Origin of the sequence: Nitrospira sp. MA-1 (assembly GCA_032139905.1) — a bacterium.
In the GTDB taxonomy this organism is placed as follows: Bacteria; Nitrospirota; Nitrospiria; order Nitrospirales; family UBA8639; genus Nitrospira_E.
The window spans coordinates 529,903-544,061 of the sequence record JAQJDB010000006.1 but is presented as its reverse complement, the minus strand read 5'-3'; the positions used below and the strand labels follow the sequence as shown (position 1 = coordinate 544,061).

Annotated in this window: 13 protein-coding genes; 7 read left to right on the top strand and 6 right to left on the bottom strand. The window is 48.4% G+C overall.

What is annotated here, in order from left to right; all coding sequences use genetic code 11:
• Window positions 1-44: 44 nt before the first annotated feature.
• The 4 genes from PJI16_09970 to PJI16_09955 are packed head-to-tail and all read left to right on the top strand — an operon-like array spanning window position 45 to window position 2,909.
• The gene (locus PJI16_09970; GenBank protein MDT3777881.1) at window positions 45-845 is read left to right on the top strand and encodes a sulfide-dependent adenosine diphosphate thiazole synthase; all 801 of its coding nucleotides are present in this window, start codon (window positions 45-47) and stop codon (window positions 843-845) included.
• 52 nt (window positions 846-897) lie between these two features.
• Window positions 898-1,413 carry a tetratricopeptide repeat protein gene (locus tag PJI16_09965; protein ID MDT3777880.1) on the top strand — a complete coding sequence of 172 codons (516 nt, stop codon included), beginning with the start codon at window positions 898-900 and terminating at the stop codon, window positions 1,411-1,413.
• A 21-nt stretch (window positions 1,414-1,434) separates the two neighbouring features.
• Window positions 1,435-1,818, top strand: a complete 384-nt coding sequence (locus PJI16_09960) for a histidine kinase (GenBank protein MDT3777879.1) — start codon at window positions 1,435-1,437, stop codon at window positions 1,816-1,818.
• On the top strand, window positions 1,815-2,909 hold the full coding sequence (locus tag PJI16_09955; protein MDT3777878.1) for an aminomethyltransferase family protein: 1,095 nt from the start codon (window positions 1,815-1,817) through the stop codon (window positions 2,907-2,909). Before PJI16_09960 ends, PJI16_09955 begins: the two co-directional genes overlap by 4 nt.
• 47 nt (window positions 2,910-2,956) lie before the next feature.
• On the opposite strand, the gene PJI16_09950 is transcribed toward PJI16_09955, so the two are convergent.
• On the bottom strand, window positions 2,957-3,433 hold the full coding sequence (locus PJI16_09950; GenBank protein ID MDT3777877.1) for a hypothetical protein: 477 nt from the start codon (window positions 3,431-3,433) through the stop codon (window positions 2,957-2,959).
• A gap of 238 nt (window positions 3,434-3,671) precedes the next feature.
• On the opposite strand from PJI16_09950, the gene PJI16_09945 reads away from it, so the two are divergent.
• Window positions 3,672-3,893, top strand: coding sequence for a hypothetical protein (locus tag PJI16_09945; protein MDT3777876.1), 222 nt, complete (start codon window positions 3,672-3,674; stop codon window positions 3,891-3,893).
• Window positions 3,894-4,039: 146 nt separating this feature from the next.
• On the opposite strand, the gene PJI16_09940 is transcribed toward PJI16_09945, so the two are convergent.
• A complete protein-coding gene (locus tag PJI16_09940) occupies window positions 4,040-4,432 on the bottom strand; it encodes a nuclear transport factor 2 family protein (GenBank protein MDT3777875.1) in 393 nt (130 codons plus the stop codon).
• 37 nt (window positions 4,433-4,469) lie between these two features.
• A complete protein-coding gene (locus PJI16_09935; protein MDT3777874.1) occupies window positions 4,470-5,366 on the bottom strand; it encodes a DMT family transporter in 897 nt (298 codons plus the stop codon).
• Between the two features lie 580 nt (window positions 5,367-5,946).
• On the opposite strand from PJI16_09935, the gene PJI16_09930 reads away from it, so the two are divergent.
• Window positions 5,947-6,294: a YfhL family 4Fe-4S dicluster ferredoxin gene (locus tag PJI16_09930; protein MDT3777873.1), complete on the top strand. Its 348-nt coding sequence runs from the start codon at window positions 5,947-5,949 to the stop codon at window positions 6,292-6,294.
• 103 nt (window positions 6,295-6,397) lie between these two features.
• Here PJI16_09930 and smc read toward each other — a convergent pair whose 3' ends face one another.
• The 3 genes from smc to PJI16_09915 all read right to left on the bottom strand — a co-directional run bounded on the left by smc (window position 6,398) and on the right by PJI16_09915 (window position 12,488).
• Window positions 6,398-10,075 (bottom strand): chromosome segregation protein SMC, encoded by a 3,678-nt coding sequence (gene smc / locus PJI16_09925; GenBank protein ID MDT3777872.1) that lies wholly within the window; start codon window positions 10,073-10,075, stop codon window positions 6,398-6,400.
• Window positions 10,076-10,399: 324 nt separating this feature from the next.
• Window positions 10,400-11,338, bottom strand: coding sequence for a 4-hydroxy-3-methylbut-2-enyl diphosphate reductase (gene ispH / locus PJI16_09920; protein MDT3777871.1), 939 nt, complete (start codon window positions 11,336-11,338; stop codon window positions 10,400-10,402).
• Window positions 11,339-11,495: 157 nt separating this feature from the next.
• Entirely contained in the window at window positions 11,496-12,488 is a 993-nt protein-coding gene (locus PJI16_09915; GenBank protein MDT3777870.1) for a ketoacyl-ACP synthase III, read from the bottom strand.
• Window positions 12,489-12,723: 235 nt separating this feature from the next.
• Between PJI16_09915 and bamD the strand changes: the two genes are divergently transcribed.
• Window positions 12,724-13,776 (top strand): outer membrane protein assembly factor BamD, encoded by a 1,053-nt coding sequence (gene bamD / locus PJI16_09910; GenBank protein ID MDT3777869.1) that lies wholly within the window; start codon window positions 12,724-12,726, stop codon window positions 13,774-13,776.
• Window positions 13,777-14,159 lie beyond the last annotated feature (383 nt).

Sequence of the window (14,159 nt, the reverse complement as noted above, 5' to 3'; positions counted from 1 at the left end):
TACTTGATGTTCCATAAAAACGAAATATTATCTGGAGCTCCCCTATGAATCCTATCAACATCGCTCCTTTACGAGAACGGGATATCACCCGTCACATTGCCAGGGAGTACTACAAAGAATTCGACTCACTGATTGAAAGCGATATCATCATCGTCGGAGGAGGTCCGTCCGGACTCCTCTGCGCCAGAGACCTTGCCGCGACCGGTTTCCGGACACTGCTCATCGAACAATCACTAGCTCTTGGTGGCGGCTTTTGGTCTGGTGGTTTTCTCATGAATAAGGCCACGATTTGCGAACCAGCGGATCGGATTCTTGAAGAATTGGGCATTCCCTTTAAACCGATTAAAGACTGCCCGGGAATGACCATGGTTGATCCGCCTCATGTGACCAGCAGGCTCATCTCCGCTGCCTACGAAGCCGGCGTCAAGATTATGAATCTTACCAAAGTCGTCGATCTCATTCTTCGGCAAGATCAGCGAATCGAAGGTGTGGTGGTCAATAATTCCACCGTGGAAATGGCGGGGCATGGTACCATTCACGTAGACCCCATTGCCCTTGAAAGTCAAATTGTGGTTGATGCCACCGGTCATGATGCCGTCGTGGTTAATCTCCTCCACCAACGTAACTTATATCAGAAGGTGCCTGGAAACGGGGCTATGTGGGTGGCGCGTTCCGAAGTATTAGTGGTAGAAAATACCCGTGAAATCTATCCAAATTGCTTTGTCGCTGGCTTGGCCGTTGCTGCAGTTGATGGCAGTCCACGGATGGGACCGGCGTTTGGGTCGATGTTACTTTCCGGCCGACGTGCAGCTGAGTTGGTTCAGAGTAAACTCAAAGGCGAATAATCACCTTTTTTCCTAAGAGACACAAAAAGGACTGTTCTCAACACAATTTCCTATGGATATTCAAGATTTTCTCGACCAGGGTGAGGGCCACGAAGAAGATAAGGTGACGGCCTGGAACCTTTTCCAGCAGGCCTATGAACTCCAAATGAAAGGGCAACTGGAAGAAGCCGTGGATCTTTATAAACAATCCATCGACATTTTCCCGACTGCAGAAGCACATACGTTTTTAGGATGGGCCTATAGTTTCATGGGACAATTGCAGGAAGCCATTGAGGAATGCCAAGTGGCTATTCGTCAGGACCCTGAATTCGGAAATCCCTATAACGATATCGGGGCTTACCTTATTGAGCTCAACCAGCTGGACGAGGCTATTCCCTGGCTTGAAAAAGCGATGAAAGCCAAACGATATGAAAACCCTTCTTTTCCTCACATGAATCTCGGCCGTGTGTATGAACGACAAGGGGAATGGGACCAGGCAGTCGATTCCTACAAAAAATCCCTGGCTCTTAACCCTGAATACAAGACAGCAAAACAAGCGCTCATGCGCATTCTGACTCTTATGAACTAGAACGAATAAAGGCCTTACCAAATGTCAGACACCAAAACGATTCTTGTGGCGGTTAGTGATATCTTCTTCTACACCAAAATACGCGACGCCTTTTTACCGCAAGGCTATAAACTGGAACGTATCCGCACTGGAGATGACTGGCAGACGAAAGCTCTTGCCAGCCAGCCGATGGGCATTATCGTCAACATGAATGATGATCGGCTCAATGCATCCGATATTGTGAAATCGCTACGCACACTTCCTCAAACACAGGCATTACCCATCCTGGCCTTTGCCAATCATGAAGAAGTTCAAACATGGAAACTGGCGAAAGACCTTGGAATTCAAAAAATTGTCTCGCGCAATGAGTTTTCTGCGAGGACACTCGCGCTATTTGAGGAAATCACGACGGCAGCGACATCATGAAGACCCTTGCCCTTCATAAACAGCATGAAGCCCTAGGCGCCAGGTTTCAACCTTGTGGCGAATGGGAAGTCCCCCTTCATTACGGCAACCCTCTGTTAGAGTATGAGTCCATTCATCAGAGAGGCGGCCTCGCCGATCTATCATTACGAGGAAAAATCATGGTCACGGGTGATGACCGAGTCTCATGGCTCCAAAGCATCATCAGCAACGATATTCTTCCTCTTAAGCCTGGTCAGGGTCGGTACTCGGCCTTCATGAATCATAAAGGAAAAATGGTTTCCTATTTTCGAGTATTTCTGCAACCGGAGACGTTGATCATTGAGGATGTCGGAGAGGTGGATGACCTGACCTTTCAAGCCCTCCGAAAATTTCTGCTCTATGGGACAAAAGCCAAACTCCACAATGGCCTGGAAAGTTGGGGACTCCTCATGGTTACCGGGCCGAATGGTCCGGATATTCTCAAACAAGCCCTCGGTGTAGAAGTGAATTCCCTCCAGGTTTTAGATACCATTTCATTCACATTTGGTGACATGCAAGGGGTAATCGCTCGAACGGAAGAAACGGGTGGGCAGGACTTTGAATTATTTGTCCAGGCCGAAGGTCTTCCCGCGCTGTGGTCTCATCTCTTAACGATAGGGAAAGAGGCCGGCCTTCAGCCGGTCGGAAGGGAGGCACTCGAGACCGCCAGGATTGAAGGGGGATTGCCTCGCCTTGGGCCAGACTTGAATGAAAAAATCGTTCCGCCGGAAGCGAATTTGGAGGGTATCGCCTTTAGCTTATCGAAGGGATGCTATCCCGGGCAGGAAGTTGTAGCCAGAATGGATACCTACGGATCGGTCAAACGGCGAATGGTGGGGTTAGTTCTTGAAGTAGAACCCCCACAACTACCGGAAGCGGGGGCGAAACTTTTTAGTGGAACGCGGGAAGTGGGATGGGTATCAAGCTCAACCCACTCCCCTCGTATCAAAAGACCGATTGCACTGGGATTTCCCCTACGAGATTTCACCCAACCCCAGACAAAACTGGAAATCGAGATCCGAGACCAACGCTTTCCGGCCTCTGTCTGTGCCTTGCCGTTTACCGCCCTTTAAGCGGTTACGAGATTCAAGAACGATTATTCAGACCTCAGAAAAATCCATCAGACTTTTTCTGGATGTCGACTATGAGAGATTTTTTCGGCAAAAGACAACACGGCCGGACGTTGCTCGTCCTTGAGCGCGAGAAGAATATGTGCCTCATCCCCATGCATTAACCGTAGACTCAAAAATGATTCTTCCGTGCGTTTTTCTTTGTTATCCCATGTCCCGTCGATCAATTGAATCTTATCTAAATCACAGCAAGAAAAAATGTCGTATCGAAAATACGAATCCCCGATAACCATATCAAAGAGAACATTGCCAGCGGTCATGACCATAACGTTAAAACGCCCTTGATCTTCATACCCTTCCGGCAAAAATTCATTCACATACAAAAGGTTAATTTTTCGGCCTGTCAACGCCTGCTCAATCTTCTTTCCCAACGCCGGATAATCGATTTGAAGAGCCCGTTCTTCCTGACTCGTGGCGCGCAAGGCCATCTCTCTTGTTTGTTCAAATACATCTGTAGCAGTCAACACAGAACACGCTCCTTTCTTCAACAACACTGTCAATATATGTCAAATGGTTCGCTTACTGGGTGCCTACGATACCCGCCATTAAACAGAGAAAGCAAGGGAACACCCCCATCTCCTCTATAATGGCATTCACGTAAAATTCTTAATCGTCCTGGCGTGAATTGATTGCCTTCTCCCCTCGCGGTTGGGCATACTTCGACTGTTGAACACTGCCAGGCGAACTTAAAAGGAGGACCAGGATATGAATGCTGATACGTGTCTGATTGGGGGATGCACCGAACCCCTCTACGCCCCTGCCGGAACCCAATCGTTATGCAAGGACCACTTTTTACATTTCGTCACGTGGCGCAGAAAAAAAGGCGGACTGGGTATGTTTAAAAAATATTGCGCCCTGAACATGGAAGAACGAGATGTGATTGTTGAAGAATGGGCCAAGTCAACGTTCAGTAGCTCTTCCTCCTGATCAAAACTCCATTTTCCAAGCCACACCTGTTTGGCCATTATCCTGGCCTTGCACCTTCCCGATTGACCACAAAATGTAAGAAATTTACAAATAAATAGTGAATTGAATGCCTCAGAAGTAACCCACCGCCAAGGCACACTCAGATCTTATTCCATGAGCGGTGATCCGTGATGATGGATAATCTTCCATTCGTCTCCAATCCGCTCAAATAAATTGGTTGACACTACCTGGCTATTCTGTTCGTTCTCTCCCACCCGGCTGGTGATGTTTTCTGTACAAATAACCCAGGCAACATCAGCCGCAACTTGGACCTGGACTTCAGTCAATTCAAATTTCATCGAAAATGTATTATTGAAAATGACCACCCAGGAATCCCTAACCGCGGGCCACCCCACTCGGATACTCCACCCTGGATGAATACAGGTCACATACTCCTGATGAGCCCAGATAGAATCCATCAGCGCAACATCCAGCTGTTCAAACCCACGATAAAACAACTCATTCATCTGTGTGACTTCCTCAATCCGTTCCTTCAGCATAGTGCGCTCTCTTTCTTCGTTTCCGCCTATTTCCAGATCATGTAACTTTCACTAATACGGCACAGGATTGTCGATCAACCAACCAGACCCCGAGCAAGATCAATCCTATCCCACTTATTTCCCTCATGCCAACCGGCTCTCCCAAAATCACTAGGGAAAAAAACAAGGCGGACACCGGAATAAGATTGCCAAAAATTCCTGCTCTGGAAGGGCCAATGCCCTTGACGCCATACAACCAGGCCTGTTGACCCAACGCCGTGGCAAATACCATGACATACAGGAGTGCCAGCCAACCAGACACGGGAACCGTCGCCAACCCCGCACCCAATACTTTGTGATTCATGGCCAACAACGGGATTTCAAAGATCAAAGAAATCAGAAGAGTGGTCCACGTCACGGTCAGCGGAGAGAACCGTTCCATGGTTTTGCGACAGCCAATCGTATAGAGGGCCCAACTGACTAAGGCGCACACCACCAGACTCCCTCCGAGCCAGGGGTTGGTACCTAATCCCTCCACCGCCTCGCGCCCGGAAATACTCAATACTCCAAAAAACGAAACCAGGCAACCAAACCAAATTACCCGGAGAGGTACATCCTTCAGGATTAACGAGGACAGAAAGGCGGTAATTGCCGGACTCGCACCTATAATAATACCCGCTGCCCCTGCCCCAATAAATTGCAGGCCAAATAGCACGAACAGGTGATTTCCCAGGACTCCCAATCCCAACAGAAAAAAATTCCGCCAATCTCTTCGGGAAAAAGAAACAATTCCTTCCTTCCACAGCCAAAGAGGAATAAGGATCAGTAAGGCTCCTAATCCTCTGAAAACAGACGCCTCTACAGGCGAGAATGGACCTAAAGCGACTTTTTGCGCAACCACCGATCCTCCCCAGACCATCGCCGCCGTCGTGAGGGCAACATAGGCGGAAAACACTGAGGATCCTGAGCTATTTGTTTTCACAGGAAAGCAGGCAAGAAAAGGGAAGAAAAATACGGAAGGTGTCTAACCCCGATTGGACTACCAGGAAAAACAACCCCGATCACGAAAATACCCTGAGATGAGCCTACCAAGGGTTCATCCACACAGACATAATCCTTCGCTTCATATTACTCAAACACCCTCAAACCTCAAACGCGACTCTCAAAATGCGACGGAACCTCTCTCGTCCGTTATAAATGACGTATCGGTGCTATAACAATCGTCCAAAGGTTCGTCAAGGTCAGACCAAATTACTGCCTTTCCTCAAAATATTGACATGTGTCCATAATTTGTATGGTTATTGGCCCCAACAATTTCTTAAAATGGTTTTTGAGTCCACCTAATTTTACCGCAGGCCCGAATGGCTTATCAGATAGGTCTTCTGTCCGGTTGACGCAAATAAATTTACACCGTTAAAATCGCCAAAGAGTTGATACCGTGCGAGCCCTCATGCCAAGGGAATTTTCATTAAAAATCGTAGGCGTTGGCTTCCTACAATTGACATGACGGTTTACCTGTCCCCTAAGGAGGAATTATGTCGTTGCTAATCACAGAAGAGTGCATTAATTGTGGTGCCTGTCTCCCCGAATGTCCCAACGAAGCAATTTTTGAGACACGTAGCGCCGCAGAAGAAAAGGGCCATAAGGTCGGTGAAGGTCAGGGTGATGGAGACACGGTATACGTGATTACCTATGAGCGCTGCACAGAGTGCGTCGGTCATTTTGATGAGCCTCAATGTGCGGCAGTCTGTCCTGTGGATGATTGCTGTATACCTGATCCAGAAATCCCTGAGACAACTGATACGCTACTGGATAAGGCCAAAGAGCTGAATCCTGACAAAGAAATTGACCCAGCGAAAGTTTGGGCCGGCGTTCGAAACTAACCAAATACAAAACCTGGTTCGGCAAAAAAGCCCCTTCCGACATTCTACGGAAGGGGCTTTTTATTTGAGACTTCCCAAAAATGATGGGCCTCACTGTAAATGCTCAGCTCACCTCTTCTAATTCATGGAGCCGAACAGCTATCAACTTCGAAACACCAGGATCCTCCATCGTCACACCAAACAGAGAGTTGGCAGTCTCCATGGTGCGTTTATTGTGTGTGATCACAATAAATTGAGACCGGTCCGCCATTTGTCTCAAAAATTGACCAAACCGGACCACATTCGTTTCATCTAATGGCGCATCCACCTCATCCAATACACAAAATGGAGAAGGACGAATCAGAAAGCTCGCAAATAGAAGAGCCATCACGGTCATCGTCTTTTCCCCCCCAGAGAGCATATTGAGGTTTTTCAAGCGCTTCCCTGGTGGTTGGGCGACAATTTCCACACCTGGCTCAAGAGCTGGCGCTTCAGATTCCTGCCCTTCCTGAGTTTCTTCCACGAGAATCAACTCAGCACGTCCTCCAGCGAACAAGGCTGAAAAGACTTCACTAAATTTCACCTGCAGCTCTTTAAAGGTATCCACAAATAGCTTATTGGTTGTCTGATTTAATCGCTGAATAATTTCTTGAAGGGATTGGATTGAACCCGCTAAATCTTCTTCTTGCGCTAATAAAAATTGAAAGCGTTCTTCTAATTGAGCATGCTCCTCAATAGCGGCCAGGTTAATCGGACCGATCCGCTCTAATTTTTTTCTGATACCCTGCAACTGCTCTCTCCACTGCCCGGTTTTCTCCTCGTCAGATGCCTGTTCAGTCCCTTCCAGCACTTCAGGAGTCTGCTCCGCATCCTGGGAATATTTGAGGTCATCCGTCGAAATTTCATACGTCATGGTCAGCGTTTCTTGCACAGCATGGAACTTCGCCCGAACCTCTGCTAAACGCCCCTCAATTGGCACTCGGGATTTGAAGATATGGCTCAATGTTTCACGAGCCTTGGCAATCAGACCATCCAATCGTTTCACTCCCTCCATACATTCTGCATGCCGGTTCCCCAGCTCCAATAATGTTCCGGCAATAGCCTCTTTTTGAATGCTTAATTCTTCGACCAAATCTTCGTTGGTGAGTCGTTCCTCCTGGCTTTTTCGACTTTGGAGAAAGAGGTGTTCCAATTGTCCATCAATCTGTCGAATACGGCTGTTCCGATGCTCTTCTTCCCGTTCAATCCGTTCAACATTAGCTTGTTCATGGTCCCATTGGGACTTCAGAGACTGAAAATTCATTCGAGTATCATTGAGGCTTTCCAACATGTCTTGTCGCTCTTGGTCTAATGCATTGAGAGAGTCCAACAGTTGACGAAGAGCCTCATCTTCCTGAGCCCGTGTCTGATTAAGACGCTCAAGCCGGGTTCGAACCTCTACCTCTTCAACCTGGAGCTGGCCCCATTCCTCCTCTTCCGCTAATCGATCCTGCTGAAGTGCATCTAACCGACGAACGAGATCGGGAAGAGCCTTCTCTTTGGAAGAAGCCTCTTTTTGAATGGTCAACATCTGAAATTCCATCTCGCGAATAGACAACGTGGCTTCTTCAAGTTGTTGCGACAGGTCCTCAATTTCCTGTAGAAGCAATTTCCGGTTGGCTTTGGCTTCCTCCAATCCCACAGAGAGAGTATTCAACCTTTCTTCCAATGCGAGAATTTCTCTACGACGACGTAATAATCCACCTGCCTCTCCACCAGACCCACCACTGATAACCCCGGATGGAGACACAAGCTCCCCATCCAAAGCCACTAAAAGCGGACCGTTCCCTTGGAACCAGGAATGCCTGGTCATGAGATTCAACGCTCCAGCCAATGATTTGACAATGACCGTATTCCCCAACAAGGCCTCAACCACAGGCTTCAACTCGTCAGGAACCTGAACAAAATCCACAGCCAAGCCCAGCACCTCCGTGTCGTGCTGAACGATGCTCCACCAATCGGCTGGCCCCCCTCGACCCTGTCGCGGAATATTCAAGGGAATAAAGCTGCCTTTTCCCCATTCATGTTGCTTGAATTGCGCAATGGACATTTCTGCCTCTTGGGGCGATTGGACAATCCACGCCTGCAACCGCTCACCCAGAACTGCTTCCATGGCTTTTTCAACATCCTCTGGCACTCCCATCCGTTCGGCCAACGCCTCCTGAATGCACGAACACGCGACGCGAATTGAGGCTTCATCACCCTCACCATGATGGCCATACCCTATTTCTTCCCGAAAGACGCTTTGAATGGCCCGTAATTCAGATTCAGCACCAGCTGTTTGGGTTTGGAAGTCGAGAATTTTTCCATCAAGCTCTTCCCTGGTTTCTCGCTGACTTTGGAGGTTGACCTCTAAGCGATCCTGATTGTTTCGAAGTTCATCAAGCTGACTTTCGAGAGATGAGCATTCCCGTCGAAGGGCTTCGCTTTCCGATTGAAGTGTGGTTTGATCGGTTTGCGATTGAGCATATTCCACAGCCAATCGTTCAATCCGCCTGGCCATCGAACTCTGCCCTTCACCAATACTTCTCAAGCGGTTTTCCTGATTTGTTTTATCTACCGCTAAAGCCAGAATGGTTTCTCGCCCCTTGTCGACCTTCTCCGCAGTTTCCCGACGGCGAACGGCGAGATCCGCTATGGCCCCCTCTCCGTCTTTCACCGTGACAGAGAGAATTTCCATCTCACACCGAATTTGGGCCAGCCGCTCTCTCAGAGCTTCCAAGGAACCCGTGGCATCCTGCCCCTCCCCATTCAGTCGAGCCCGCTCCTCCATGACCTGCTCATGTTGCTGTTCATACTGATCAAGCCGGTTGCGTTCAATCTGAATCGCCGTATATGCATTGGACATTTGTTGCTCAATCTCTCGAAATCGGTCCTGCGCTTCCTTGAGAATTTCGCTAGAAGACGTCAACTCCAATTGCACCTCTTGGTGCTCGGCCACAAGCCTGGCCTCTTCAGCCACGCAGGAAAGCTCCTGATTTTCAGATTCGTGTAACTCGTTTTCAAACTGACACTGGTCTTGAAAAAACCGGCGAAAGTCATGGGTCAACAACCGCACCTCAAGCTCCCGAGCTTCACGGAGGAACGTCTGATACTCCTCTGCCTGTTTCGCCTGACGATTGAGTGTCCGAAGCTGGCTTCGAACTTCTCCTAGAATATCCCGAACCCGCAAAAGATTATTTTCTGTACTTTGTAATTTCCGTAACGCCTCCGCCTTTTGCTTTTTATATCGAATAATACCTGCCGTGCCCTCAATAAACTCACGCCGTTCCTGTGGGGAAGCACTGAGCAACTGTTCAATATTGCCCTGTTCAATGACAGACTGCCCTCGAGCTCCTGCCCGGGCATTCCAGAGAAATCCTCGAATATCCTTGAGTCGGCAGGGAATCTTATTAAAGTAATATTCACTGTCTCCCTCGCGGTAAAGCCGGCGGGTAATCATGACATCCGTTGCCTGGTCAAGCCCTTCCAGAAGGGCAGAGACAGGCTCCAACTCCCGAGGCGTCACCTCGGAAAAAATGAGTGAGGCTTCGACCATTCCCATGGGTTTACGTTGTTCAGTCCCATTAAAAATCACGTCTTCCATGCGCTCACTTCGTAAACTCTTCACGCTTTGCTCACCCATCGCCCACAGAATGGCATCCACGATATTACTCTTACCTGTCCCGTTGGGACCGACAACAGCGGTTATCCCATTCGGAAAATCTATTTTTGCCTCAGCAAAGGATTTAAACCCACTGACGACTAGAGTACGAAGATACATATTCCCTCCCAGAATGGAGTGGATGACAGGGCAGTAATTTGGCTCAAATCAGTACCATAAAGAAGAAAGAAAAATCAAAATTTTCCACAAAATACGGTAGGGCTGACTAGCAGCCTATTCAATATCTTGACATATTGCCAAAACCAAGGTTCCTGTCAACAGGATAAAACCATGAAACCTTTTACGGAGGTTTCTCTATTGCCATGAGGAGTCCCCAATCAAACAGATCCACCGGCTTCAGTATATTGGGAAAGATAATGAGGAAGGATAAATTCGGAAAAGATACGCTCGCCCTCCACCTGGAAAGCGGAAATCCAGAGGAACTTATCGCGGCACTTTTGCCATCAGTAATTCTTTGGGAAGAAGAAATTCAACATTCTCTTCCACCACCGTCAACTCCTCTACCGATGTCGCTCCTTGCTCTTTCAAAAACTTAATAACCTGAGCTACCAACACTTCTGGAGCCGAGGCCCCCGCCGCAATGCCAATTGCGTTCACACCTTCCAGCCATTGAGTTTGAATATCCTGATAAGAATCAATGAGATATGAAGGGATTCCACACCGCTCGCCCAATTCTCTCAATCGGTTGGAATTGGAGCTATTAGGAGACCCGATGACCAGAATGACGTCAACAAAACGTGACAGCTCTTTGACCGCATTTTGCCGATTTTGCGTGGCATAACAAATATCTTCCTGGTGTGGCCCCTTAATACCGGGAAATCGACGATGTAATGCGGCAACAATATCTCTGCACTCATCCACACTCAATGTCGTTTGGGTGACATACGACAAATGCAGAGGATTTTCCACTTCTAAGGAGTCAACATCCTCAACCGAGGAAACTAAATGAAATTTATCAGGCACCTGCCCCAGGGTTCCCACCACCTCAGGATGACCCGCGTGCCCAATCAGAATCAACTCATATTCGTTGGAGTAATCCCGATTGACTTCGTTATGGACCTTGATGACCAGGGGACATGTGGCATCAATGACTTTCAAATTTCGTCGGGTGGATTCTTCCCACACCTCTTTTGCCACACCATGTGCACTGAAAATGACAATGGCGCCATCAGGCACCTCATTCAGTTCTTCCACAAAAATAGCGCCCTTTCCACGAAGGGACTCAACCACATGACGGCTATGGACAATTTCATGCCGAACAAAAATTGGTGCCCCGTAGGTCTTTAAGGACAAATCGACGATTTCAATCGCTCGATCCACTCCCGCACAGAACCCTCTGGGATTGGCCAGGAAGATTTTCAACGCACCCCTCCTTCTTTTATCTATTCTTAATTATCTACCTCTATCCCACTCATGCCTATTGCTTGCGCACGATAGGCCAAATAGCAAGAGATCGTCAATACAACACAATGCCCAACCAGGTTTCTCCGGTAAGTGGACCTACGCCCAAAGGGCAATTTTATCCCCACCGAACCAAAGCCGTGCCCCACGTCAGCCCTCCACCAAAGGCCCCCAACATGACCTGATCGCCCTTCTTCAGTCTCTGCCCCCGATTCGCATGGTCTAAAGCCATCGGCAATGAAGCCGAGGAGGTATTTCCAACTTGCTCGATCATCGTGAGGCATCGCTCATGAGGGATCCCGATATTTTCACAAAACTGGGCAAGCATCCGTCCATTGGCTTGATGGAAAATGACTTGGTCGAGTTCCGAGACATCCCATTTCTCCTGCTCCAAATGGTTGCGGACCGCTTGACCTAAGCGCTTGATTGCAATGCGAAACAGCCTGGAACCCCGTATTCGCATGGTATGCTCATTGGAACCAAGGACAGATTGAGTCAAAGGCTGACGGGACCCCCCCCCGGCAATTTTGACCAGATCATGATATGCCCCGTCGGCGTGAAGTCGAATACTGACGACGCCCATGTCAGCATTTGATGATTTTTCGACAATGGCGGCACCGGCCCCGTCACCGAATAAAATGGTTGTACTCAAATCTTTGACATCCAAAGACCGGGATTTGATTTCCGAAGCCACGACGAGACATCTTCGAAACTGTCCGGCCCGAATAAAACAATCCGCCATGGAAAGGCCATAGAGAAATCCCGAGCAGGAGGCAGAGAGATCAAAGGCCGGGATGCCTTTGATACCCAATCGAGCCTGAAGCAAGCAGGCCGTGGAGGGGAAAATCATCTCTGGAGAGGTGGAGGAGACAAGAATGGCGTCAAGATTCTCCGGGACCAACCCGGCCTGATCCAATGCCCTTCGAGTAGCCTGCTCTGCCAAGAAAGAGCATTCCTCCTGTGGACCGGCCCAAAACCTGGTCCGGATACCTGAAACTCGAAAAATATACGAAGGCTCAATCCCTAGCAGATCTGCTACCTCCTGGTTATCTACCCGACGACTGGGGAGAAAGGATCCGGTTCCCACAATTCTAGAGAGTTTGCCATTCATGTACTCGTGGCCTATTCGTTAAATTCACAATAATACCGACTGTCGCATTTATTTTATGCCTACTCAATAATGTGGCAAAAAAGAGACGATTTTCGGTAAAAGATTTAACCTAATCGCAATATTAAAGACTTTCTTTTATTGGTCCGAATCTTGTATAGATTACAGGCTATTTCATACTCTCTGTATCGACATTCACCTCAGCCCATGATCATCTACTGCCCGGAGTGACTTACCTGTGACATTTCCTGTCAATTTTCGGATTCTTTCGACCACCTTCCTCGCTGCTCTTGTCATGATCGCTGGATGTTCCTCCACACCCAAACCAACCGACACCACATCGAAACAAGCAGTGTCCTCAACGGACGAACAAATTTTCGTCGGTGATTCCGTAGAAATGAATTACGATCCGAACGTGATCATGAAACGGGCCGAATCATTTTTTGACAAGGAATCCTATGCGGAATCCATCGTGGAATACAAACATTTCCTCGACCTCCACCGAAATCATGTATTGGCACCTTATGCCCAATACAAAATTGGGGTCAGCCATTTCAAACAATACCGGACAGTCGATCGTGACCCTGAGCCCCTGGATCTAGCCATTCAGAACTTCGACAAACTTCTTCAAGAATTTCCGGCAAGCCGCTATGAAACCGAAGCCAAGCAAACCATTCTGATTTGCAAAGAACAATTAGCCCAACGACATTTGATGGTTGGGCAATTCTACCTCAACCGGGATTCATATCTCGCTGCTGCCCATCGATTTGAAAAAATTATCAAGGAGTTTCCTGAATTAGAAACTGCCGGGGATGCCATGTTCCATCTGGCGAAAACCTACCAGGACCTGGGTATCGAAGAATGGTCACAGGAATGGTTACTTGCCCTGGTCAATGAACATCCTAACAACTCCTATCACTCAGACGGCCAAAAACTCTTGGCAAAGCTACAAAAAAAGAATCCGACTTTTCTAGCTTCCCTTCCCCACGATCCCGCGATGGATGAACAAACCGACCCAAAACCTTTAACCATAGAGCAAAAACCTGAGAATCAAACCCTCGTACGGACGGTATCCCATAGCCCGGAATCCCCATTGTTATCCTCAGTCGGCACCCCTTCACCTGCGTTGACACCGACCACGCTGAGCTACTCAATAGCATCAAAGCCGCCTGTCTCCGACGGAGCCTGCACAATTGGGACCTGGTGTGACTCACCATCCTCCACGATCACGACCCCACCTACCCAATTATCGAGTAACGTCAAATCCTGCAAAACCGGCGAATGGTGTTAACCCACGACCTTCCTGAACCTTGTTTTCGCGTAATCTTATAGAGGCCAATTGACTCCGTTGGCCACATTCTCTGACCAACACCAATTTGCCATCCAAAGGTACCTGCCCTGGGTGGCCTAATCCTTACAATCGATTGACCGAAGACCATCACCTTTCAAAAACGTTCCATGAGCAGGCTCCTGACCACTTTCGGGATGCTTTCTCAGAAAGACGAACCCCGCGAGAACTACCGCGAAATTCACGGACCCGTTTTTTTTAGATTGAACGTGGAATGTGGTTAAGTTGAGGAACCATGGTGGGACTGCCGCCTTCAGTGAGGCCCTAAATGACCACGCGAGGATTCCGACCACATGATCGCACCGAGAGAGTGTTTCACGGCAATG